Source organism: Kamptonema sp. PCC 6506, from assembly GCF_000180455.1.
Classification (GTDB): domain Bacteria; phylum Cyanobacteriota; class Cyanobacteriia; order Cyanobacteriales; family Microcoleaceae; genus Kamptonema; species Kamptonema formosum.
In genome coordinates this window covers 1-22,380 of sequence record NZ_CACA01000299.1, presented here as the reverse complement: position 1 = coordinate 22,380, position 22,380 = coordinate 1, and the positions used below count along the sequence as shown (strand labels likewise).

Genomic DNA, 22,380 nt, shown 5'->3' with positions numbered 1-22,380 from the left:
CCCCTCTCCCCGATCTTCCTCTGAGTAAGCTATAACGACAAGTAAGGCATCTGGCGGTAAATCTGATGAAACTGATTAAACAAACTACTCTTCATTTCCAGGAAGCAGGTTCCGATAAGGTTTATGAAGTGGATCTGTGCCAGGTCGGGGAAGACCTTTATCTGGTAAACTTCCGCTACGGTCGCCGAGGTACGAACCTCAAAGAAGGGACAAAAACTGATAAAGCCGTGCCTTTGGCACAAGCTCAAAAAGTATTTGATAAGCTGGTTGGGGAAAAGACGAAAAAAGGCTATCGCGACGTTACGAGTGCAGGGGTAAGTGCTGCGCCTGCGGTACCCCAAACCGCCACAGTTACAGAGATTTCAGTTGGAGAGCCGCGTAAACAAGCTATTATCAATCGTCTCGCTCGTGGTAGCAATAGTAAATGGCCCCTCGAACGTGCTATCTGGCGTGCGGGGGAATTGAAGATCCGGGAAGCTGCGCCGTTGTTAATTCAATTATTTCGTAGTGGCGATCGCTTAAGAGATTATTGCATTGCTTGGGCCTTGGGTTGGTGCGGCGATGAGAGTGCAATTCCCCCACTTCAAAGAATTGTAAGCGGCGATCGCCTTCCTATTGAACCCAAAATGCCCGAATTTGTTTGCCGCATCGCCTGGGAAGCAATTGTTAAATTATCAGATGAAGAAACAAAAGCAACATTGCGCTCTGAAAAAATAAAACAATTACCGCCAGAATTGCGAGAAATAGCACAAAATGGTTCAGCGGAGGCATTCTCCACAGCCTTAATTAGTTATCTTAATAACAATGAAAGTCAGCGTTTTTCCGTACTCGATACTATCTATCAAATTGATAACAATTCAGTGCGACCCGCCCTACTTAATATTTTATCTACTGCACCGCTTCAACCCAACTATTTTAAACAAATTCGTCACATTTTCAAGATGGCTGAATATCGCCATGATGCCGAAGTTTTTGCGATTCTTACTCGTCGATTTGAAAAAGAATCGGCAATGTTCCGCAGCGATGGTAATTATATCCGACTTCCAGAAGGCGGGTACTTGAGAAAATACGAATATCATTATAATCCTCAAGCCCGCAAGCACGAAAGAGTTAAACTCAATGAATTTGTCCAGGAAATGGAGAGCGATAATGCGAGAATTGCCTATAGCAATAAAACTCGCGACTATCTACAACGGCGGGTTTGGCGAACTCTTAAACAATTAGGTGAAGAAAGTGATTCTGATTATATAAAAATGGCTGTCAACCTTCTTCTTCAATATACCGATGCTGATGCCGTAGAAGTTAAAAACAGCGATTTCCAGGTATGGAATTACTCTGACATGACTCGCATTCATTATAACCGTGACTGGGATAGTTATGCTGGCTATTTAACATTTAACCACATTTTATATGAGAATAGTCCCCGCTATGTTTTATTCCCAAATAACAAAGCATGGCGTTGTCAGGAAAACTATAAACCTGGAGATCCAGAACCCGAAGTTCGAGAAGAAGCATTTCCTCAACTGTGGCAGCAAAACCCAGAAGCACTGCTACAATTGTTATTAGCAAGTAACTGTCAGCCCGTTCATCATTTTGCCGTTAAAGCTTTAAAAGCTTGCCAACAATTTTGTGCAAATATTGACATTGACACAATTATCAAACTTCTTGGCAAACCCTACGCAGTTACAGCAGAGCTGAGTTTGAATTTAGTCATAAACGGTGGCTATCACAGACAGCCAGCCAACAAGAAATTAGTTCTTGCTGTTGCCAATTCTGTATCTCAAAATGCGCGGACATTGGCTTACCGCTGGATAGAAGAACAGCGGGAATATTTCTTAGAAGACAGCCAATTTATTGCTGCATTAGTGACTAGCGCACAAACAGATACTCGCCAATTTGCTCGTCGATTGTTGAGTTCATCAATTATTAATGATAACACTGCCAGAGTATTAATCGCCCGAATTATTGCTGAATTGTTAGCTTTCCCAGGAGAACCAACCGAATTAGGGGAAATAGCAAAAGAAATCACCGAAACTTTGCTAATTAGCTTTACACCACAACTGCGAAATTTAGGATTAGGAATTATCCTTGATTTACTCAGACATCCCCTACCTGAGATTCAAGAATTAGGGGCGCGGATTTTACTAAATCACGAAATCAACGCTGCTAATTTACCCCCGAATTTGATAGAGTCTTTACTAGAATCGCCCTACGAACGAGTGCGAGTAGTGGGAGTGAGATTATTTGGTCAATTACCCGATGAAACTTTGATCGGTTCTCAGAGTATTTTGATAATAGCAATGGCCGTTAATCCTGTGGCTGAAATCCGCAATGCGATTAGACCAGTCATTCGGCGTTTAAGCAGAGAATATCCAGCTTTTGCTACTCAGTTAGTCTCTGAGTTTATTGATGTGTTAATGATTCCAGAAAGACATCAAGGCGTTCACAGCTATTTAGTTAGTTTACTGCGAGAAGATATTCCCGAATGGATGTCTAGTATCGATCGAAATACCGCTTTGCGACTGCTTAAAGCTAAATCCTCTGCGACTCAAGAATTAGGAGGTTTTATCCTGGGAGTACATTACCCAACTTGGGCAGCAGAATTTGATATAATAGACATAGTTAAGCTGGCTAGTCACGAAATTTTGTCAGTGCGAGAAGCAGCGCGAAAAATGTTTGTAGCAAATTTAGATCGCATTCGTAGCAATTCCCAAGAAATGTTAGCGGCTGTCCGCCTACTTGAGTCAAAATGGGATGATTCGCGGGAATTTGCCCATCAAACTTTTAAGACAGAATTTTCTAGCGAAGAATGGACTCCAGAGGTGATGGTTAGCATCTGCGACAGCATTCGGGAAGACGTGCGCCAATTTGGACGAGACTTAGTGACTCGCAATTTTCAAGCAGCTTACGGACAAGATTATCTGCTAAAATTTAGCGAACATCCTTCGGGAGATATGCAGTTGTTTGCTACTAATTATCTAGAAAGTTATGCCGTAGATAGTCCCGATCGATTGAGAGAGTTAATGCCTTATTTTATCACCGTATTATCGCGCGTAAATCGGGGTAGAGTTGCTAAACAGAGAATTTTTACCTTTCTGGATGCAGAAGCGCAAAAAAGTCAAGCAGCGGCGATGGTTGTAGCCGAGATTTTAACCCGGCAATCTGCTACTATTGCCATTGGGGATAAGGCCGCTGCAATTCAAACTATGTTAAAAATTCACAAGGTTTATCCGCAGCTTAATTTACCTATTCAGGTGAAAGAAGTTGTAGAAGTTAGAAGTTAGTGTTTATGACGTGGCAAACGGAGTCATGCCCAAAAAAATCAGAGAGTTAAAAAGTATGTTATTGAAAGCAGGATTTACTTACCGTACTGGCAAAGGTAGTCATACCAAATGGTATCATCCTCTTCTATCTGGGGTAATTACTCTCTCAGGTAAAGATGGTAATGATGCTAAACCTTACCAGGAGGCAGATGTAAACAATGCAGTTCAGAAAATAGAAGAAATTAACAGAGAAGAAGAGGAAAAACAAAATGATTTGTCACTATAGTATGATTATCCAATGGTCAGATGAAGATCGGTGTTTTGTAGTCAGTCTCCCTGAGTGGGGGAAATTTTGTCACACGCATGGAGATACATATCAAGAAGCACTTAAAAATGCTCAAGAAGTGTTAGAACTTCTGATTGAGTCATCATTAGAAGACGGGAAACCTTTACCGCAACCTAAGATATTTGGAAAATCTTTTCAGCCAGTGGGATGACGAACCATGAAAGATTATCACTTTAATATTAATGTTTTCTACAGTGAAAAAGATGAGGGTTATATTGCCGATATTCCCGATTTAAAATATTGCTCTGCTTTTGGTTTAACACCAGAAGAAGCACTCCATGAAGTAATAATTGCTAAAACTGCTTGGCTTGAGGCCGCTATGGCCGAGAGTAAGCCTATTCCCACCCCCAAATATCGACCCGCAATTTACCAAGCTAGTTGAGGAAAAACAATGGAATTCAACTACTCTTACAAAGGCAACTCAGGTGTTAGCGAACGGGGTGGAAATACCCAGATGTCTTTCTCCCCAGACACCAAACGCCCACCTACTTATTTTATCGGAGAATTGCGTCAAAATGTTGCATTTCGCGAGGCGATTAGTGCCTTACACGATGTTGTAGTCTCCGATATGCGATTCCAGCCCAAAGATAAAACTGCTTATAAAGAATGGCGTGCCAAACAGGAGGAAATCGACTGGCAAATTGTCGCCAATCAGCGTCAAGACTTAGCAGCAAAAATCCAGCCATTGCAGGCAGAATTAAACCAATTTTACCAGCGCCGTTCTGAACGTTTAAAACCTTATTATCGAGCGCGAGAAGCCTTCCGCCGCTATGTTTGGCAAAAAGAATTAGACTTTTATTTTGTCTTCGACCCAGTAATTACCGTCCATCCAGATGAAGTATTCTTTGAATGTTTCAGCGTAGATGAATCGAGTTATGGCCGTTTGGGTGCAAGCTACGAGGTGTTTAAAAATATCAATGAATTTGCTTGCGGCACTACCAATGTTGATTACTCGGCGGCCCTTTATGATGAATTTCAAAAAGTTCGCAGTTACAAAACAACTTTGCTGCAAGTTGACCCCTCTGGCTTTGAAGTTCAAACTAGCAATGAAGAGGTATTTAAAGAAGTTAAAATTGATTTACCCGACAGTTGGGTAAGAGGTTTTCTACAAGTTAGTTCGGCAATGTCCTTACCTGCGACGCAATTTGATTTGCATCCGATGGACATTCATAATATGTGTTTTATCCTGCGTCGCCACAAAGAGAAAAAAGGGCCGCGCAGTCTGCGATACCATCTGAAACCAGGGGAACCAGTGCGGATCGTTTTTGAACCTTGGGGGACAGAAATTATTTGTCACCGTTCGATTTATCATGGTTCGCAAGAACAGGAAATCAGAGTTTGGGGCCGTCGCCGCCTCCACATTTTAGAGCGTTTAATTCCTGTAGCTAAAAAGTTTACTGTACATTTATTAGGTACGGGAATGCCGTCCTTTTATGTAGCTGATTTAGGCGATATGTCCTTTACCTTGGGATTATCGGGATGGAGCGCCAATGATTGGTCAAAATCTGGTAACTTTGATTTAATGGCTCCCCGTGCTGATGTTGATAGTTGGACGCAACAACTTATTTTTGATGCTTTGCGGGAAAATTGGCGGGAAACTCCTGATAGTTTGGCCCAGCGGCTTAAGTTAAGTCGGGTCGCAGTTTTAGGCGCTTTAAGTGCTTACACTCAGGCGGGAAGAGCTATTTACGATTTGAATAAGCAGGTTTATCGGGTACGGGAATTAAGCCGAGAACCTTTGCCAATGGAACGGCTACGTTTTGCTAATGAGCGAGAAGAGAAAGCGACTCGTTTTCTAAGTCAAAATGCAGTCCAGATCGCTGCGTCAAATATTGACGTGGCTGGCGCATTTACTTTACAAGGAAATGTGAATGACAAAGAAAAAAGTTTTAATCCCTGCTTGACAGTTGACGCAGATGAGCGTATAATTCAAGCAGAATGTAATTGCAATTGGCATCAGCAAAATAAGCTGTACAAAGGCCCTTGCGAGCACATTTTGGCTCTGCGGATGCAATACAGCCGCCAAAGTCAATAAGTTAATAGTAAGTTAGTGAATTACGCGCCGTAAGTACCCGGTATTCCGTATCCTTACAAATGGTAAACAGCCTTGCAATCCGGGCGGTGGATCGCCGTCCTTGCGCTTAGTTCTAGCACGCATCACTAGCCTGCTCTTGACTGTGCGGGCTTTCAGTACTACTCGCTATTCCGGTTTAAATTCTGTGAATAGAATGAGCGAGTAGTACTGAGCCCGCTGGAGTTGAGCAGTCTAGTTCTGAGGGTTTACGAAGGGGCAACCAATTGGCGGCGCGTGATTTTTTTTATAATAATTAAAACGGAAATGATATTAGTTGCGATCTGTCATTGTTCGCTGTGCTCCGCAATCGCAAGGTATTGAGATTGCTTCGGGCTTGCTTCGTACCTCGCAACTGCGCTACGCTTGGCTCGCAATGACAAGTATTTAATTGGATCGTGATATGACTCTCAACGACACTGAACAACAAACTCCTACTGATACCTTACCTACCGATGGTACTACTCGGATACGGCCCTGGGGTAAAGTTACGATCTTAGAAGAAGGCGAACGTTATCGGATTAATCGCATTGAAGTAAAACCAGGTCATCACATGAGTGCTCAAATGCACTATCACCGTAGCGAACACTGGGTAGTTGTTTCCGGTACTGCTAAAGTTATCTGCGACGGAAAAGAGCAGATTTTGATGCAAAAACAATCAACTTATGTACCGATGAACACGCCTCATCGCTTAGAAAATCCGGGGGTGATTCCCCTAGTAATGATTGAAGTGCAAAACGGGGAATATCTAGGTGAGGATGACATCATCAGATTTCCAGAAGATCCTGAAGAGGAGTAAAAATTAGCCTCAAATTATCATAGTAGGGTGGAGGCTACCCACCCTAAATTTCTAATAACTTAAGATCGCACTTTTCCATCCGGCATCCTAGTATCTTGCATCGCCGCATCCCTCAGATTCACATTGGCGATATTAGCATCTTTTAAGTTCGCACCAGTCAAATCCGAACCTCCCAGATTTGCGCCACTGAGATTCGCACCAGTCAAATCTGCATCCCGCAGGTTAACTCCCATTATTTCCATCCCCATTAAGCTACCGCCCTTAAGACTGACATTAGTTAAATTCGCGGTAGATTGGCGAGTATTCCTGAGATTTGCACCCACCAGATTTGCACTTTCCAAATTTGCACCTAGCAAATTTGCATAGCTAAGATTAGTACGTTCCAGATTGGCAATCACCATACCTGCCAGAGTCAGATTAGCACGGCTTAAGTTAGCCTTACTCAAATTTGCACCGTGGAGTCTAGCTCCAATCAGAGTAGCACTCTGCAAATTAGCTTTAGTCAAATTTGCCTGATTGAGCTTCGCTTCATTGAGATTCGCTCCTTTGAGGTTAGCACCGCTGAGGTTAGCGCCGCTGAGATTGGCTCCGCTAAGGTCAAATCTTGCTAGTTTTGCTCCCGTCAAGTCGCATCCCGGACAATTTTTGGTTTCAAGTAACTGCTTAAGATGCTCCGCATTTTCTGCTTTCACTGGAGCACTAAAACCAAGTGTCAATAATAATGCCGTTGTTGCCAAAATCCCAATTCTCATCTCCCCAACCTCACCAAAGTCTCCTTATTCTTAAATATGCACTATTTTTCAATACTGCTGAGTGATTATGGTCTGTGGGGACTGTGACTGTAATCACTGATTGGTAATGGTCAGTGGTTCGTTGTTAGAGATTTTAGTAAAATATATTCTCAAATTAGCGATCGCACTTTTCAGAATATGGTAGAAAGAGCGATCGCCTCAAGTTACAGGCTAACCACCCATTAAATTAGGCGAAAAATTATCCCTAGATAAACAAACTAGGTGAAACCTTAAAGTAATCACCAAGCGCTTTAGCCTGTGCTTTGCTAATCGCCCGTTTACCATTCACAACCTCAGACACAACACCACTCGAAGACTTCATAATGTCTGCTAAATCCCCTTGACTAAGGCCGCTAGATTCCAGAATATGTTGCAAAATCTCGTGAGGCAAACTTTTGTCCATCGGATAGTGTTCTGTCTCATAGGCTTCAATCAGCGTTACTAACAATTTATGTAAAGCCCTCTCCTCTGGAGAGCGGTTTTTCGCAAAAGTTAGCCTTTCTGCTACTTTCAGGAGGCGATCGTATTCCTCTTCAGTTTCGATCGCCTGGGGAGCAATTTCTGACAGTAGCTTTGTATAAATAACTCGGTCAAAAGTAATCGTCATTTTTCCATTTATCTTTGTCGTATTCAGCGTGGGTGAGGAAATATTTGTAGTAAACGGTTTGGTCTTCGTAGTCAATACCAACAATCAAGCGATAATCATTGCCTTTGATATTAAAAACGGTGAAATTTCCTACCGCTTCAGCATCTCCATCTCCAGCTTTATACCATCAAAACTATCCCCAACTAAGCCAAATTTCCGCAAATTCTTGACTCTTAATTATTCCTACCTTATTATTAGAATAGTTTTAAAGTCGATTTTAAGGTGTAATCTTTATAAATATAATCGGTTATATATACGCCCACATATTCCCACAAATAGATAGTACCTCCAAACAATCAAAAAAGCAAGGGGGTAAAGCAAAAATTTTTACTCAACCCCCCAACCCTTACCTACCTTTGATTCCAGGCATTCGCCGCATCAGTCACAGCCGCCTCAACTGACTTTTGATCCAACATCGCGGCCTGCAAATTCTCATAAATCGCCTTTTGCAACTTCTTAATATCCTGCATCGCCGGAATCAGAATCTCCGCATCCTTCATCTGACTCGCACTTACCATCCTCGCCAAATCCGCCGACTTAGCATCCGCCGCCACACTCTGAAAATAACCATCCTGTAAAGCCGCAACAGTTGACGGCAAAACATTCGCTGCCTTGGCAAAAGTAAGCTGATTTTGGTTGTTAGTTACATAAAGGGCAAACTTCACAGCCAAATCGGGTACATCCGTATTACGGGGAATCACCAAATTCATCACCGCCACACTTTTCTTACCCGTTTTCCCCGTAATTTGCGGAGCTGCGGTCGAAACCTGCGCTATAGTCGGAGCATTCTGCGCGATCGCAGACAAAAATTGCGGCCCCGTACCCAACAAAGCCGTCTCCCCCGCCTGATAAAGTTCAATCCCTCGACGGTGGCCTTGAATTAACGCCTCCTTCGGTAACAACCCACCCTTGTACAAATCAACCCAATACTGGAAAACCGCCTTACCTTCAGGAGTATTAAACGCCGCCTTTCCTTGGTCATCAACCAAACGGACTCCCATTTGCACAAAAGACTGCAAAACCTCAGCCGAATCTTCTGGGACAAAGGTTACAAAAAAAGCATACTTGCCCGTTTTTTCCTTAACCTGCTTCGCAACGTCAGCCAACTCAGTATAAGTGGTCGGAGGTTTACTCACTCCCGCCTGCTTCAGGAGTTCCGAATTATAAATCATGACCTGCGTTGTTAGATACCAAGGAATGCCAAAACTTTTACCGTTGAGAATGCTAGCTTTCCAGATATTAGGGAGGTATTGCGATCGCACAGCATCAGGAACCTTAGCATCCAAATCCAGCCAAGCATTGCGTCCTGCCAACAGCGAAGCAAAATCGGGATTAAGATTTACCACATCCGGTGCAGTTTTTGCCGAAACTGCTGCTAAAATTTTACTTTCCATCGCCGACCAAGGCACATCCACCCATCGCACCTTCACCCCCGGATTTTCTGACTCAAACTTAGCGATCAGTTGATTAAAATAATCAGTAAACTGAGGTTGGAGCTGCATCGTCCAGAACTCAACTTCTTGCCGATTCTTGTTCTCAGCATTAGGAGTACCAGTAGCACAGCCAAATGCGATCGCTACCAACAGCCCCAAAAGGGCAAAAATTCCAAACCGTTTCCAAGTCTTGCGTTTCATTTTATTGATTCTTTGACCATCATGGTTATTCTCAGCTAAATTGGATAGCATAATTTTGGAGCAGGGGAGTAGGGGAGATGGGGAGCAGAGGAGATGGGGAAGATAGGGAAGATAGGGAAGATAGGGAAGATGGGGGAGATACGGGAGATGGGGAAGATGGGGGAGATACGGGAGATACGGGAGATGGGGAATTACCAATTACCAATTACCAATTACCAATTACCAACTAACAACTAACAACTAACAACTAACAACTAACAAAATATGGTTAACTTTTTTAAAGGATTATTTTCCAATCGCCAGCCCGGAATCGGCATCGAATTGTCTTCAGATTTAATCAAAGTCGTTCAGCTTCAAAAAAAAGGATCGGCATTAAAACTAGGGATATTAGCTACAGCAGAAGTCCCCGAAGACATCGTACAAGAAGGTCAAATAGTCGATCCGCCAACAATGGCAGAACTGATTAGATCCCTACTCGCCGATAACAAAATCACAACCAAACGAGTAGCTACAGCTATTCCGGGCAGAGAAGCAGTAATCCGCTTAATCCCCGTTCCCGCCGAACTCAACGACGACGAACTGCGGGAATACATGAACGCCGAAGCAGGTCTATACTTACCATTCCCCAGAGACGATGCAGACGTAGACTATCAGAAACTCGGCTTATTTGTCGATGAAGATGGCATAGAAAAAGTACAAGTAGTCCTAGTAGCAACCCGGCAAGAAGTTACAAATACTTACATCAATACATTTCAAGAAGCAGGGCTAACAATTGATGTCTTAGAAGTCACAAGTTTTGCATTAATCCGCACCATGCGCGACCAACTGCAACAATTTTCTGCCCAAGAAGCAGCAGTGCTAACAGACATAGAATTCGATAGTACAGAGCTAGCTATAGTAGTAGATGGCATACCTCAATTTAACCGGACAATTCCCATCGGCACATACCAAATTCAAACCGCCCTCAACCAGGCGATGAACTTGCCCCCCACCAGAGACACGAGGGAAGTTCAAGGCATGACCCTCCCAGTTACAGATACAATGGGCACATCAGGGGGGGATGCGAATCCAGGTACAAATGCCATGATTAAAGTATTAGGCGAATTAGCCGACGAACTGCGCCGCTCGATCGATTTTTACCTCAACCAGAGTGAAGAATTAGAAGTGGCGCAACTGCTGCTGGCAGGGCCCGGAGCAGCGATCGGCAAACTCGACGAATTCTTTATGCAGAGGTTGAGCTTGCCAGCTAGCCAAGTAGATCCAGTGGAAGCCCTCTCCCTGGAATTAGAACAAGAAATTCCCCCAGAACAACGAACTGGTTTGGGAATAGCATTGGGTTTAGGACTAAGGGAGGTTTGAAGCGTGTACAGCTTAGATATTAATTTTCTCAACGATCGCCCGGATTACAAACCGGTAGATGTTAATCGAGAACGCAAAAGTAAATCTGCAAGTTCAGCCGATCAAACTCCGATTCTAGTTGGGGTAGCCGTAGCACTAGCTCTCAATGGCGTTGTCGGAGGCGCTTACTGGTGGCTGACTCAAGAAAATACTAGAACTGGGGAACGCAAAGCAGTAGCTGAACAGAAAGCGGCTCAATTAGAAGCTCAAGTAGCCGAAATCACCAAAATCAAAAACGAAACCCAGAAAATAGAGGGAGAGTATAAAGCCTTGGGTACGGTATTCGATCAAATTAAGCCTTGGTCAGCCATGTGGCGAGATCTAGGCGATCGCATCCCAGCAGGAGTAAAAATCTCCAAAATTGACCAAACCGAGCCGAGCCCGGCCCCCGTCACCCCCACCCCAGCAGCAGCGGCAAAATCTCCCTCTCCCTCGCCGAGTGGCTCTCCTGCTGCCAGCGCATCTCCTGCTGCCAGTGCCTCTCCTACGGCCCCTGCTGCCCCGCCAGCACCAATGAAGACAGCCACATTAGTAATTACCGGTGTCGCCAGTTCCTTCGAGCAAGTCAACGACTTTCTGCTGCTAATCCAGCGTTCTCCCTTTTTCAAAGATACCGACACAAAACTGCTCGGAGCAACATTAAAAAACAACACCACACAAATAGAACTTCAGAACAAAAGCGCAGGAGGAACCGCCGAAATTCCCAAACTACGCCCCATAGTCGAATATAAAATTGAAACAGCCCTCAGCGCCACTCCTGCATCCCAATTGCTTCCAGAGCTGAGGAACAAACAGGCAGACGGTCTAGCAATCAGGATCGAAACACTTCAAGAAAAAGGAGTGATCGCACAACAGCCAGAGGTGAAAAAACCATGACAGTAGCAAATCAATATATTCCCGGCGAGGAAGGTCAAGAAGAAGAAGGCAAGGCCATATTTGGCATCAAGCTAACTCCGCAAGTCATTGGAGCTGCGATCGCCGTTCTTGGTCTAGGACTAGCCGGCTATCTAACCTACCAGTTCGTGTTGCCAGAATTGCAAAAAGGTAACGAAGCCAAAGGGAAAATTACAGAACTTGAAGGCAAGCAACAACTACTGCAAGCTCAAATTAAGAAAAAAGCTGAAGTAATTGCCGCTCGCGACGAAGCCATACAGCGGAGAATTGAGGTAACGTCAATGTTTGCTGACGACACCACCTTAAATACTCTGCTTTACGACGTTACTCAACTGGTCAACAAAATTAACTCTGGAGTTCAAGGCGACGATCGCAAAGCAAAACTGACAAAATTTGAACCTGTCCCGGTGAAAGTAGTTGCCCCATCAGGCCCAGCAGCCGCAGCGGCAATGCCCGACCCAGATATTGTCCTTGATGGTAGTTTGGGATCTGGGGTTAACGGTCAGCTCAGACGCAAGACTTTTAAAGTTGAGTTTGAAGGTAGTTTCCCTCAAACTCAAGCCTTCCTACGAAATCTAGAGCTGATGCAATCCCTGTTAGTAGTGAAAAACTTAAAATCTCAGTTGTCAGAAACAACTCAGAAAATAGAAGTTGACTATCAGCAAGGGAAAATTATTCCTGTAGGTGTGCCACAAACTAAAATCAAAACAGCCTTTGACTTGCATGCACTACTGCCCTTAAAACAAGTTGAGCCAGCGGCTACCCCAAGTCCAGCCGCACCTGCAACTCCTAAACCTGCGGCAGCCAAATAGTGCTATTTTGTATTCCAATACAAGTATAGCTAGGGGCTAGGGGCTAGGGACTAGGGGTAGAGTCTGGTTTCAGAAATTCAAAACGTCCTAACCGCCTTGGTGCTTGCTATAGTAGTACATTTGTCAATACTCTAAGAGTCAGTAGCGCACCTGACACTTGAGAGCCAACAGCAAACAAAGTTTTAGTTGAGGAGGGAACGTGAAACAACATTTAAGATTGGGTGGAGGGCTTTTCGGCGCGGGGGTCGCAGTCCTGGTCGCACAAGCACCAGTCTGGGCAGCACCCACAAAAGTTACTGCCGTACAGCTCACTCAAACCAGCAGTGGGTTTAATATTGTATTGGCAACAGAGAAAGGCGATCGCCCTCAAGTTTTTACAATTAACGACGGTAACACCTTCCGAGCAACCATCACTAATACCCAACTGCGCCTACCCCAAGGTAACGCTTTCCGGCAAGAAAACCCAGCTCCCGGCATTGCTTCTGTAGAAGTAACTCAAATTGATGCTAACAGCGTCAGGATCGTCGTTGCAGGCAACGGTAGCTCTCCCTCTGGGCAAATCCTTCAGACACAGGGTCAAGGAATAGTCTTCAGCGTAGCTCAAGGCAGAGGCTCCGCTACTGCCAGCGCCCCTGCGATCGCACCGCCACCACCACCCGGCCAACCCCTAAGTCAGGCAGTCCCGCCCCCGGCTCCAGGCCTACCTCTGAGCCAAGCAGTACCAGCGCCTCAAATCCGTACTGCTCAGTCTCCGAACGTGATGGTTCCCAACCCCGAAGTCACGATTACCAGGAACGAGCAGCCACCGCTTCCCGAAGATATTCAACCCTCTCTCAACCAAGCTCCTCCTTTTCAGTCGCGAGCTGTTGCACCACCTCTAGGAGATATCGCCGTCTCAAATATCGATCCCTCTCCCTCAGCAATCAACCTCAATACATCTGAACGCATCCCTCGCCTAGTGTTGCGAGATGCACCCGTCAGAGATGTGTTAGCTTTGCTAGCCCGCGCCGCCGGAGTCAACATTGCCTTTACGGGGGGCAGCGCTCAGGGGCAGACAGGTCAGGCAGCTCAGCCCGGTGTCCCCAATCAGGGAGCTAGCACTACAGATGAAGGGCCAAAAATTTCCTTAGATATTGAGAATGAATCCGTTCAAGATGTCTTTAACTACGTACTCCGTCTTAGCGGTTTACAAGCTAATCGGATCGGGCGCACGATCTTTGTGGGCACTAATTTGCCCATTGAGGCCCGCAACTTAATCACCCGATCGTTTCGGCTCAATCAAGTCCAAGCCGGACAAGCCGCAGCTTTCTTAAGTGCCCAAGGAGCAGAAACTCAAAGAGTTGTTAACATCGTCAGGCGTACAGTTACGGGTACAGGCGTTGACCGGAACGTAACCGAGGAAAACTCAGTAGAAATTCGACCGCTCGGCGCAGCTCAAGGTACTGGAGCTTTATTGCTCAGAGGACTATCTGTACTTACTGACGAGCGATTAAATGCCATCACTTTAATCGGCACTCCTCGCCAAGTGGAAATTGCTAGCTCATTTTTGACTCAGCTAGATTTACGCCGCCGCCAAGTTGCTGTGAATGTGAAGATTATTGACATCAACTTAGCAGGACAAAATAACTATAGTTCTAGCTTTTCCTTCGGAATTAATAACAATTTCTTCGTTAATGATGGCGGAAATGCCACCCTGAATTTTGGGGGTGTCAATCCACCTAATACGCTTACTACCCGCAGCTCTCTAACTGGTCGGCCGATAGTACCCAACCCAGTTACAGGCGATCCATTTTACGATGTTAACAGCGATCCCATTAACGTTCCGCTGACAGCTCCCGGCGGTGGTCTTTTTATCCAGCCGCGATCGCCAGTAACAACTGACCCCAACCGGGTAGGGATTTCAGATTACACGCCCTTTGAAAGAACTCTAAATGGAGATGATGCTGGACAGTTGGATTCCCTGGGGGAAGCAACATTTAGCCTCTTTCCCTTATTCCAATATCCGACAAGATTTCTGTCTCAGTTGCAGGCGCAGATTCAGACCAACAATGCCAAGATTCTGACAGATCCTACCCTGATTGTTCAGGAAGGAGAGACTGCGGGTGTAAACTTAACGGAACAAGTAATTACCAACATCACGACGCAGACAACAGCGGGCACGGGCTTAACTCAGCAAACAGTGACAGCAGAGAAAGGAAATGCAGGTTTGACTCTTAACGTGGAGGTAACTCGCATTGATGACAATGGTTTTATTTCTATGCGAATCAACCCCACAGTCAGGGCGATCGCCAGAACTTCACCTCTGGGCAATAACCTGATTTCATTGCTGCAAGAACGCTCTTTGTCTTCGGGATTAATTCGCCTGCGCGACGGTCAGACGTTGATCGTGTCGGGGATAATTAATGATACAGAAAGAGTTACAGCTAGCAAAATCCCCATTTTGGGAGATTTACCGATAATTGGAGCACTTTTCAGAAGCACTAGCAAGAGTAACCAGCGGGCGGAAGTGATTGTGTTGGTGACACCGCAAATCCTAGATGATAGCGATCGCTCTTCCTTTGGCTACCAGTACAACCCCAGTCCAGATGCACGCCAAATGCTCCAGCGAGGCGTGCCGATTCAGCAGAGATAAGATGATGGGGCAGGGGGGCAGAGGAGCAGGGGGGCAGAGGAGCAGGGGGGCAGAGGGGCAGAGGGGCAGGGGAGCGGGAAGGCAAAAGAATTTATTACTCTAGGAGAGAATGTTGAAGACATTAGCTGAATGCTAACGCACAAAAAAAGCCAAATTCTCCTCATCCTCCCCATCTCCCCCCATCCCCCCCCATCCTCCCCCATCTTCCCCATCTCCCCCCTTCTTCCCCTAATCCTGAGCATCGTAGCCCCTAACCCCTAACCGCTGAAAGCGGTTGAAACCGCATCTACACAGACGAAACCCGCCTACGCGGGTTACAATTATTTCTACAGTCCGCGCAGGCGGACTTTGTTCGTGTAGCGGCGATTTCAATCGCCCAATAGACTTTTCCCTCTTCCCTAGCCCCTAGCCCCTAGCCCCTAGCCCCTAGTTAAAATTTACAGAGCTCCTGCGGCAGTTTTGTCAAGGATACCTCCTGACAAGTGAGTAGTAATATTCATCGCTTGCAACACCGGTAGACCCTCTGGGCCATTGGGATAATCAATTACAGTGACGGCCCCATTTCCCTGCTTAAACTTCCAAAAATGCTCCGGTTCTAAGCCAAACAAATGACAGAGAATAGCTTTATTAATCGCGTCGTGGGCGACAACAATGCCAGTACCAGAAGCAGAGGCAACGATTTTTTGCCAAGCTGCGATCGCTCTTTCCCAAACTTGCTGCAAATTTTCTCCTTCTGGCATTTGCACATTTTGGGGAGCCGTTTTCCACTCATCTAAAAGACCCGGATAGGATTGCTCAATTTCACTTTCAAACTTTCCTTCCCAAAGTCCATGACTAATTTCTCTGAGTTCATTATTTAGCTGCAATTCTATCTCTGGATGATGTTGCAGGATAATCTCAGCGGTTTCCTTCGGGCGCAGCATGGAACTACTAATCGCAAAATCTAGTTTAACCTCTTTGAGAAACTCAGCAGCCCGCCGCGACTGTTCTCTACCATTGTCATTGAGAGGAACATCAATTTGTCCTTGAAACTTGCCAGCTTTATTCCAGTCGGTTTCGCCGTGACGCACTAGCAACAAACGCGGGCCGTGATGATTTTCCCTGGGTTTAGGGAAAATTTCGCCAACGTGGGAAGTGAGATTCATTGATTCTAGCTGGACTGCACCTAAATCCCCAGTAGCTAACGGGGGTGCAAAATTCAGAACAGTTATACCGCAGTTAGATTGCTGGATGGAATGGTAGTAAGCAGGGGGAATGCCCAAGGCAGTACCGATTAAAGCGCGGTTAATACCATTGTGGGCTACTACTAAAATTGTGCCTCCGTTGTGGCGGGGCAGAACATCTTGCCAAAATCGGCGAGCACTTTCAAAGACTGCTAATACGGGAAAGTATTCGATTTGTCCTTCATTTGATGACACCACCATCGAAAATTTGTCTGGTTTTTCTTGCCAGCAGCGGTAGTCTTCTGGGAATTTGTCTAGTACATCTTGGCGTAACATCCCTGCCCAGAGGGGCAAATCTATTTCCATGATTTGCTCTGTTGCCTGCAAAGGGGGTGGGGTGTCAAAGCAGGAGAGGATGATTTCGGCTGTTTGTTTTGCCCGTTGCAAGGGGCTGCAATAGGCACTTTCAAAGGCGATAGATCCCAGTATAGCGCCTACTTGATTGGCGGCAGTGCAGCCTTTTTCTGTCAATACGGATTTATCGAGACGGCCTTGGATGCGGCGCTCTTTGTTGAAGCTGCTTTGGCCGTGACGGACTAGGATTACGCGGGTACTCAGGGTTCATCCTCCAAGTGAGCGGCTGGGACGGGGAAATAATTCTATACCAGATTTTACCTGTTGAGGGGACTATTTTTTAGTTTTTTTGCCGGTGATGGGCGGGGATGGGTTGCGCGATAATTCCATAAATTAGGTATATTCAGACAGATTTTGTGCTGAAATACGGTTAACAGAGGCAAGCTGGAGAATCCGATGACAGAAAAGCGGTCGATTTTAGAAACAGTGAAACGGTTGATTTTAGTAATTTTAACCGTAGGGGCGATCGCCCTTGTCGGCCTATCCTTACTCCAAAGCTGGAATCAGCCACAAATTCAAAGCCGACTTGAACTATACCAGACCAACTTACTGCTCCACGCTGCGGAATGGCAAGGAGAAAATAGCTCTAGTTCTAATCTAACCACTGCCCGGACAACTCTCGTCGGTGATGAACCCTTCAAAGCAGCTTTGAAGCAATATCAAGAAGCTCAACAATCTGCTAAAACGACTCTAGAAAAGAAATTACAGGAGTTAGCTAATCCCGAATTACAGCTAGCTAACCGCCAACAGTTACAAGCTGAGATTAATAGCTTAAAGCGTTTGAGTGCTGAACTTGGCGTAAGATTGGGATTATTGCAGGTACAAAATGGCACAACGGATGCTGCTCTCAAAACTTGGGAAGATGTAATTAAGGGAGAAGGCGAGCGGATTTCTACCGATGAGTCGGCGGAAACTGCTAAAATTTTAGCAGGTCTTTGGAGTAACCCAGCTCAATTGTTCCCCGATGCACAGCCGCAAATTCAAAAGCATTTAGATGGCTGGTTTCGCTACAGAGCGCTGAGTCAATTATATCAATTGCAGGAACGTTCCCAGGAGTTGCGATCGCTACAAGCATCTGAGCAATTTATCGCTCAACAAGCTGTAGGAAAATTAGCAATTGTAACTGGTATTCCAGGGTTGGGATTTTTAATCGGTATCGGGTTACTGGTATTTTTAGGGATTCAATGGTTGGTGTCTCGAAAACAGTCCGATCCGGCAAATCCTGCTTCTGGCCCAATTCTGTTACGCAATGGAAGTTTAGCTTGGGATACCCCTTGGGATGGGGAAACTATTTGGGAAGTTCTCGTTTTCGGCTTCTTCTTTGTGGGGCAAATCTTAATCCCTTTGTTAGTACCTTTAGCCTTAGCATTCCTTCAGCTTAATCCTACTACCTTTGATGCCCGCACTAAGGCTTTTTATATTCTTGCTAATTATGTATTGTTGGCTGCTGGAGGAATTTTGGTACTTTTCCTCTGTGTAAAACCGTTTTTGCCCCTACCTAAAGGTTGGTTTGAAGTTAAATTAGGAGGAAGTTGGTTTTTGTGGGGCTTGGGAGGCTATTTTGTCGCGCTGCCGTTGGTGATTTTGGTATCCCTAATTAATCAGCAAATATGGCAAGGTAAAGGTGGGAGTAATCCCATTTTACCGATCGCATTGGAAAGTAAGGATGGGATAGCTTTAGCGGTGTTTTTCGCTACGGCATCGATCGCGGCCCCACTTTTTGAGGAAATCATCTTTCGAGGGTTTCTGCTGCCTTCTCTGACTCGCTACTTGCCTATTTGGGGGGCGATCGCCCTTAGCGGATTCGTGTTTGCGATCGCGCACTTGAATGCTTCGGAAGTTCTACCGTTGGCGACTTTGGGCATGATTTTGGGGTTTGTTTACACGCGATCGCGCAACCTCCTAGCTCCCATGTTACTTCACAGCCTGTGGAATAGCGGCACTCTCCTCAGCTTATTTATCTTGGGTAGCGGCACAACTTGAATCACAAGAGTTAGACTAAGGGAATAAATGTAAACTTTTGCGTTTTTTCCGAAAAACCTATGCTAAAAGTGTAGCTGCAACTGTTCAGCAACTTGACCCCTTGCTAATTTTTGTGTAAATTTTAGTAAGGATGAGGCAGCAAAATCATGAGTAATGTAGATAGTCGCAAGTTTGAAGGAAAATCCACTTGGATGCGTCTGTTGCCATACGCAGCATTAGGCATTGTAGTATTTTCTTTAAACTCAGCCAGCGACCTCAATTATTTCTTGAAAGGCTACTTGGTGCTGCTTGAAGCTCAAGCTGGTATAGTTTTAATATATTTTTTGATGTCAAAACTAGCCAGAAGTAAGAAACGTTAAAGTAGTAATGGCGAAGCATGACCGTCGATAATTTATTAGCGATCGTCAAAGATTTGCTACCGGAATCGCTTACGCCTATACATAATATTTGCAAAAATGGGATAGTCCCAACTAAAATCGGTACTGTTATAGCAACCGCCAGGGCGGTTAGGGGCTAGGGGCTAGGGGCTAGGGGCTAGGGAAAGAAGGGAAAGAAGGGAAAGAAGGGAAGAGAATCAATGGTTTGATCCATGAGCGAGTGTCCTAACCGTTGTGGCGGTTGCTATACCTAGCTTGAATGTTAAAATGTGAGGCAAGAGGTAAAAACGATGAAAGATAAAAGTGTAGCGATTTTACTAACTTTCTTTTTAGGGGGAATAGGGATTCATAAATTTTATTTAGGGTACAACTTTGCGGGAGTATTGTACTTGCTTTTTTGTTGGACATTCATCCCAGCAATTATCTCATTTTTTGACTTTATCGGCTTAGTTTTGATGTCAGATCAAGCATTTCAGGCTAAATATAACGGCGGCAGCTTGCCAGGGGGTGGGAACTCATTAAGATCGGCTAAAGATGTAACTGGTGCTTTAGCAGACCTGAAAAAACTTTATGATATGGGTGCGATCACAGCAGAAGAATATGAAGAGAAACGCCAAAAACTTTTGAAAGATTTGTAAGAAGGGGCTAGGGGAAGAAGGGGCTAGGGGCTAGGGGCTAGGGTAAGAGGGTTAGAGTGGGGAGAACAAATCCGATCCCAATGAAGAAAATAAGCTAGGGTTAGAGGGTTAAAGAGTCAGGGGAAGAGGGAAATAGAATCGATGGTTTCAGCTATAAGCGAGTGTTCTAACTGTCTTGGCGTTTGCTATAAAACTAAAAGTTGTTAAAGGTGGATTGAAAGTGTCGCAAGATTCCTTGTTACAGCAAGTGCCGAAGTGGGTTTGGTGGTCTTTTTTCCCCGGTTTCGGAGGACTCGCGATCGCCTATGCAGGTCAAAAATCTAACACTCCTAGCTGGGTTGCTGGTGGTGTAGCTTTGACGATCGCAGCATTAGCATTATCTTCAACCAATCTATCAGCGATCCTATGGCTGGCTCAAATTGTCACTGCCTTCTCTTTAAAAAAGCGCTATCTGATCAAGACTTCTCCCAGAAATTTGCTAATTCCTCAAGATGAAAATACTGCAACATTGATTGCGAATATTCGTGGTAAAATAGATATTAACGATTGTTCCAAAAACGATATTGTCAACGTTTTGGGATTGCCGATTGTCTACGCGAACGACATAGAATCATTGCAGAATGAAGGATATATTTTTACCCATTTAGAGGAACTCTCAGAAATCGCGGGAATTCCAGAGAGTCAGGTGAAACGGATCGCGCCAATGGTGACATTCAGCTATGATTACAAAAAAGAAGCCCTTTTAACTTGGAAGCGCTTAAATATACTTTCAGGAGAAGAACTAATTGATTGCGGTATTGAACCAGCAGTTGCCAAAAAAATCTTTGAAGAAAGGCGGCGAAAAGGGGAATATAAATCAGTAATGGATGTCAAGCGACGGACGGGATTACCATTTCATAGTTATCGCGATATTGTATAAGATTTTTAGGCTGTTTTCTGATCGATGATACAAAAGATTTCACGTTTATGAAGTACAGTAGGGACTTAGGCTTTTGCCCACCATCTAAAAAAGATATTAAACTGCGAGAAAATCTCATGCAATCTTCCCCAGAAATCCTAGCAGATTCCTCACCCCCAGAAATAATTACTCTTGATATTGGAGGTATGAAATGTGCAGGTTGCGTAGCTGCTGTAGAAAGACAGTTAAAACAGCAACCGGGCGTAATTTCTGCCCGCGTCAACCTGGCAACTGAAGTGGCTGCAATTGAGGGCAAAGCGGGAGTTGTTGATGCAGTTGCCATTGCTAAAAAGTTAACAGATACGGGATTTCCAACTCAGCCGCGCTATGCTGAGCATCAGCAAGAACAATTAGCTGCGATCGTTGAACGTCGCCGCCAAGAAATTAGACAGCAGATTTGGCAGTTGGCGATCGCACTTACCCTGATCCTACTATCCGGTTTAGGCCATCTAGTAGGAACAGAAACCCCAATTTTCAGCAATATCTGGTTCCATTGCGGCCTAGCGACTGCGGCCCTACTATTCCCCGGACGCGCTATCTTAATTGATGGGTGGCGTGGACTATGGCGCAATTCCCCCAACATGAACACTCTCGTAGGCTTAGGTGCTTTTACAGCCTACAGTGCCAGCGTCATCGCCCTCTTATTTCCGCAGATGGGATGGGAATGTTTCTTTGACGAACCAGTAATGCTTTTGGGCTTTATTTTATTAGGAAAAACCCTGGAACAACAAGCCAAAAGACGTGCAGCATCGGCCCTTCAAGCTTTAATTTCCCTACAGCCAGCAACGGCCAATTTAGTTGCTAAACCTCAAGAAAACACAGGTTCAGAGGAAAATTCCGAATTACCCCTTACCCTGCTAACAGTTGAAATTCCAGCCGATCGCGTGCGTGTAGGAGAATGGTTGCAGGTATTACCGGGGGAAAAAATTCCCGTAGATGGCGAAGTTTGTAAGGGTACGACGACGGTAGATGAGTCAATGCTTACTGGTGAGTCTGTAGCCGTTTTTAAACAGAGAGGAGATGCAGTTGCGGCGGGTACGCTGAATCAATCTGGGGCGATCGTAATGCGGGCAACTCGCACTGGTAAAGAGACAACTCTAGCCCAAATTGTAGCTTTAGTAGAAACTGCCCAAACTCGGAAAGCACCTATTCAATATTTAGCTGATACTGTCGCTGGCTATTTTTGCTATAGCGTAATGACGATATCTACTTTAACTTTCCTATTTTGGTATTTCGCAGGGACTCATATCTGGCCGGAGGTACTTTTAGAACATACGGCCATTAGTATGAACCATGCGGGGATGAATATGATTCAGGGCCCGCTGTCGCCAGCGTTATTAAGTTTGAAGTTGGCGATCGCAGTTTTAGCGATCGCTTGTCCTTGTGCTTTAGGACTCGCTACCCCTACTGCTATTTTAGTTGGTTCTGGTATGGGGGCGGAACGGGGTTTATTAATTAAAGGTGGCGATGTTTTGGAACGGGTACACCAACTCGATACTATTATTTTTGACAAAACTGGAACCCTGACTACAGGTAGTCCGAAAGTAACGGATTGTATAGC

20 protein-coding genes and 1 pseudogene are annotated in these 22,380 nt (G+C 45.1%); 16 read left to right on the top strand and 5 right to left on the bottom strand.

Annotated elements, in window-relative coordinates:
- The first annotated feature begins 65 nt into the window (after positions 1-65).
- The 6 genes from OSCI_RS17580 to OSCI_RS17555 all read left to right on the top strand — a co-directional run bounded on the left by OSCI_RS17580 (position 66) and on the right by OSCI_RS17555 (position 6,479).
- Entirely contained in the window at positions 66-3,284 is a 3,219-nt protein-coding gene (locus OSCI_RS17580) for a WGR domain-containing protein (protein WP_007356408.1), read from the top strand.
- 25 nt (positions 3,285-3,309) lie between these two features.
- The gene (locus tag OSCI_RS17575; RefSeq protein ID WP_019486886.1) at positions 3,310-3,549 is read left to right on the top strand and encodes a type II toxin-antitoxin system HicA family toxin; all 240 of its coding nucleotides are present in this window, start codon (positions 3,310-3,312) and stop codon (positions 3,547-3,549) included.
- A complete protein-coding gene (locus tag OSCI_RS17570; protein ID WP_019486887.1) occupies positions 3,533-3,760 on the top strand; it encodes a type II toxin-antitoxin system HicB family antitoxin in 228 nt (75 codons plus the stop codon). Before OSCI_RS17575 ends, OSCI_RS17570 begins: the two co-directional genes overlap by 17 nt.
- 6 nt (positions 3,761-3,766) lie before the next feature.
- Entirely contained in the window at positions 3,767-3,991 is a 225-nt protein-coding gene (locus tag OSCI_RS17565; RefSeq protein ID WP_007356405.1) for a type II toxin-antitoxin system HicB family antitoxin, read from the top strand.
- Between the two features lie 9 nt (positions 3,992-4,000).
- Positions 4,001-5,644, top strand: a complete 1,644-nt coding sequence (locus OSCI_RS17560) for a hypothetical protein (RefSeq protein WP_007356404.1) — start codon at positions 4,001-4,003, stop codon at positions 5,642-5,644.
- Positions 5,645-6,083: 439 nt separating this feature from the next.
- A complete protein-coding gene (locus OSCI_RS17555; RefSeq protein ID WP_007356403.1) occupies positions 6,084-6,479 on the top strand; it encodes a phosphomannose isomerase type II C-terminal cupin domain in 396 nt (131 codons plus the stop codon).
- A 59-nt stretch (positions 6,480-6,538) separates the two neighbouring features.
- Here the strand turns inward: OSCI_RS17555 and OSCI_RS17550 are convergent, their stop codons facing one another.
- From OSCI_RS17550 to OSCI_RS17540, 4 genes and pseudogenes are all read right to left on the bottom strand, one after another.
- Positions 6,539-7,231: a pentapeptide repeat-containing protein gene (locus OSCI_RS17550; protein WP_007356402.1), complete on the bottom strand. Its 693-nt coding sequence runs from the start codon at positions 7,229-7,231 to the stop codon at positions 6,539-6,541.
- Positions 7,232-7,475: 244 nt separating this feature from the next.
- Positions 7,476-7,877: a helix-turn-helix domain-containing protein gene (locus tag OSCI_RS17545; protein WP_007356401.1), complete on the bottom strand. Its 402-nt coding sequence runs from the start codon at positions 7,875-7,877 to the stop codon at positions 7,476-7,478.
- Positions 7,861-8,010: pseudogene (locus OSCI_RS28625) on the bottom strand (type II toxin-antitoxin system HigB family toxin); the annotation flags it as partial. The pseudogene OSCI_RS28625 and the gene OSCI_RS17545, both read right to left, overlap by 17 nt.
- A gap of 256 nt (positions 8,011-8,266) precedes the next feature.
- Entirely contained in the window at positions 8,267-9,550 is a 1,284-nt protein-coding gene (locus OSCI_RS17540; RefSeq protein WP_019486888.1) for an ABC transporter substrate-binding protein, read from the bottom strand.
- 77 nt (positions 9,551-9,627) lie between these two features.
- Here OSCI_RS17540 and OSCI_RS30805 point away from each other — a divergent pair, with 77 nt between their 5' ends.
- The 5 genes from OSCI_RS30805 to OSCI_RS17520 all read left to right on the top strand — a co-directional run bounded on the left by OSCI_RS30805 (position 9,628) and on the right by OSCI_RS17520 (position 15,286).
- The gene (locus OSCI_RS30805; protein WP_007356398.1) at positions 9,628-9,780 is read left to right on the top strand and encodes a hypothetical protein; all 153 of its coding nucleotides are present in this window, start codon (positions 9,628-9,630) and stop codon (positions 9,778-9,780) included.
- Positions 9,781-9,814: 34 nt separating this feature from the next.
- Entirely contained in the window at positions 9,815-10,909 is a 1,095-nt protein-coding gene (gene pilM, locus OSCI_RS17535; RefSeq protein WP_007356397.1) for a type IV pilus assembly protein PilM, read from the top strand.
- 3 nt (positions 10,910-10,912) lie between these two features.
- Positions 10,913-11,824: a PilN domain-containing protein gene (locus OSCI_RS17530; RefSeq protein ID WP_007356396.1), complete on the top strand. Its 912-nt coding sequence runs from the start codon at positions 10,913-10,915 to the stop codon at positions 11,822-11,824.
- Positions 11,821-12,654, top strand: coding sequence for a hypothetical protein (locus OSCI_RS17525; protein WP_007356395.1), 834 nt, complete (start codon positions 11,821-11,823; stop codon positions 12,652-12,654). The genes OSCI_RS17530 and OSCI_RS17525 overlap by 4 nt, the downstream gene beginning before the upstream one ends.
- A gap of 199 nt (positions 12,655-12,853) precedes the next feature.
- Positions 12,854-15,286 carry a type IV pilus secretin family protein gene (locus tag OSCI_RS17520; protein ID WP_007356394.1) on the top strand — a complete coding sequence of 811 codons (2,433 nt, stop codon included), beginning with the start codon at positions 12,854-12,856 and terminating at the stop codon, positions 15,284-15,286.
- Between the two features lie 437 nt (positions 15,287-15,723).
- Here the strand turns inward: OSCI_RS17520 and OSCI_RS17515 are convergent, their stop codons facing one another.
- Complete coding sequence (locus OSCI_RS17515; protein ID WP_026103784.1) at positions 15,724-17,067, bottom strand: histidine phosphatase family protein; 1,344 nt, start codon at positions 17,065-17,067, stop codon at positions 15,724-15,726.
- 192 nt (positions 17,068-17,259) lie between these two features.
- On the opposite strand from OSCI_RS17515, the gene OSCI_RS17510 reads away from it, so the two are divergent.
- The 5 genes from OSCI_RS17510 to OSCI_RS17490 all read left to right on the top strand — a co-directional run.
- Positions 17,260-18,846 (top strand): CPBP family intramembrane glutamic endopeptidase, encoded by a 1,587-nt coding sequence (locus OSCI_RS17510; protein WP_007356391.1) that lies wholly within the window; start codon positions 17,260-17,262, stop codon positions 18,844-18,846.
- A gap of 146 nt (positions 18,847-18,992) precedes the next feature.
- Complete coding sequence (locus OSCI_RS17505; protein ID WP_007356390.1) at positions 18,993-19,205, top strand: hypothetical protein; 213 nt, start codon at positions 18,993-18,995, stop codon at positions 19,203-19,205.
- 308 nt (positions 19,206-19,513) lie between these two features.
- Positions 19,514-19,861: an NINE protein gene (locus tag OSCI_RS17500; RefSeq protein ID WP_007356389.1), complete on the top strand. Its 348-nt coding sequence runs from the start codon at positions 19,514-19,516 to the stop codon at positions 19,859-19,861.
- 220 nt (positions 19,862-20,081) lie between these two features.
- Positions 20,082-20,780, top strand: coding sequence for a helix-hairpin-helix domain-containing protein (locus OSCI_RS17495; protein WP_007356388.1), 699 nt, complete (start codon positions 20,082-20,084; stop codon positions 20,778-20,780).
- A gap of 116 nt (positions 20,781-20,896) precedes the next feature.
- On the top strand, positions 20,897-22,380 hold a 1,484-nt coding region (locus OSCI_RS17490; protein WP_039962496.1), incomplete at its 3' end, for a heavy metal translocating P-type ATPase.

Coding starts and splice junctions, on each gene's coding strand:
- OSCI_RS30805 (WP_007356398.1), top strand. CDS start 9,628: ATGGGGAGCAGAGGAGATGGGGAAGATAGGGAAGATAGGGAAGATAGG.
- OSCI_RS17505 (WP_007356390.1), top strand. CDS start 18,993: ATGAGTAATGTAGATAGTCGCAAGTTTGAAGGAAAATCCACTTGGATG.
- OSCI_RS17570 (WP_019486887.1), top strand. CDS start 3,533: ATGATTTGTCACTATAGTATGATTATCCAATGGTCAGATGAAGATCGG.
- OSCI_RS17580 (WP_007356408.1), top strand. CDS start 66: ATGAAACTGATTAAACAAACTACTCTTCATTTCCAGGAAGCAGGTTCC.
- OSCI_RS17540 (WP_019486888.1), bottom strand. CDS start 9,550: ATGAAACGCAAGACTTGGAAACGGTTTGGAATTTTTGCCCTTTTGGGG.
- pilM (WP_007356397.1), top strand. CDS start 9,815: ATGGTTAACTTTTTTAAAGGATTATTTTCCAATCGCCAGCCCGGAATC.
- OSCI_RS17510 (WP_007356391.1), top strand. CDS start 17,260: ATGACAGAAAAGCGGTCGATTTTAGAAACAGTGAAACGGTTGATTTTA.
- OSCI_RS17550 (WP_007356402.1), bottom strand. CDS start 7,231: ATGAGAATTGGGATTTTGGCAACAACGGCATTATTATTGACACTTGGT.
- OSCI_RS17500 (WP_007356389.1), top strand. CDS start 19,514: ATGAAAGATAAAAGTGTAGCGATTTTACTAACTTTCTTTTTAGGGGGA.
- OSCI_RS17575 (WP_019486886.1), top strand. CDS start 3,310: ATGCCCAAAAAAATCAGAGAGTTAAAAAGTATGTTATTGAAAGCAGGA.
- OSCI_RS17545 (WP_007356401.1), bottom strand. CDS start 7,877: ATGACGATTACTTTTGACCGAGTTATTTATACAAAGCTACTGTCAGAA.
- OSCI_RS17565 (WP_007356405.1), top strand. CDS start 3,767: ATGAAAGATTATCACTTTAATATTAATGTTTTCTACAGTGAAAAAGAT.
- OSCI_RS17560 (WP_007356404.1), top strand. CDS start 4,001: ATGGAATTCAACTACTCTTACAAAGGCAACTCAGGTGTTAGCGAACGG.
- OSCI_RS17525 (WP_007356395.1), top strand. CDS start 11,821: ATGACAGTAGCAAATCAATATATTCCCGGCGAGGAAGGTCAAGAAGAA.
- OSCI_RS17555 (WP_007356403.1), top strand. CDS start 6,084: ATGACTCTCAACGACACTGAACAACAAACTCCTACTGATACCTTACCT.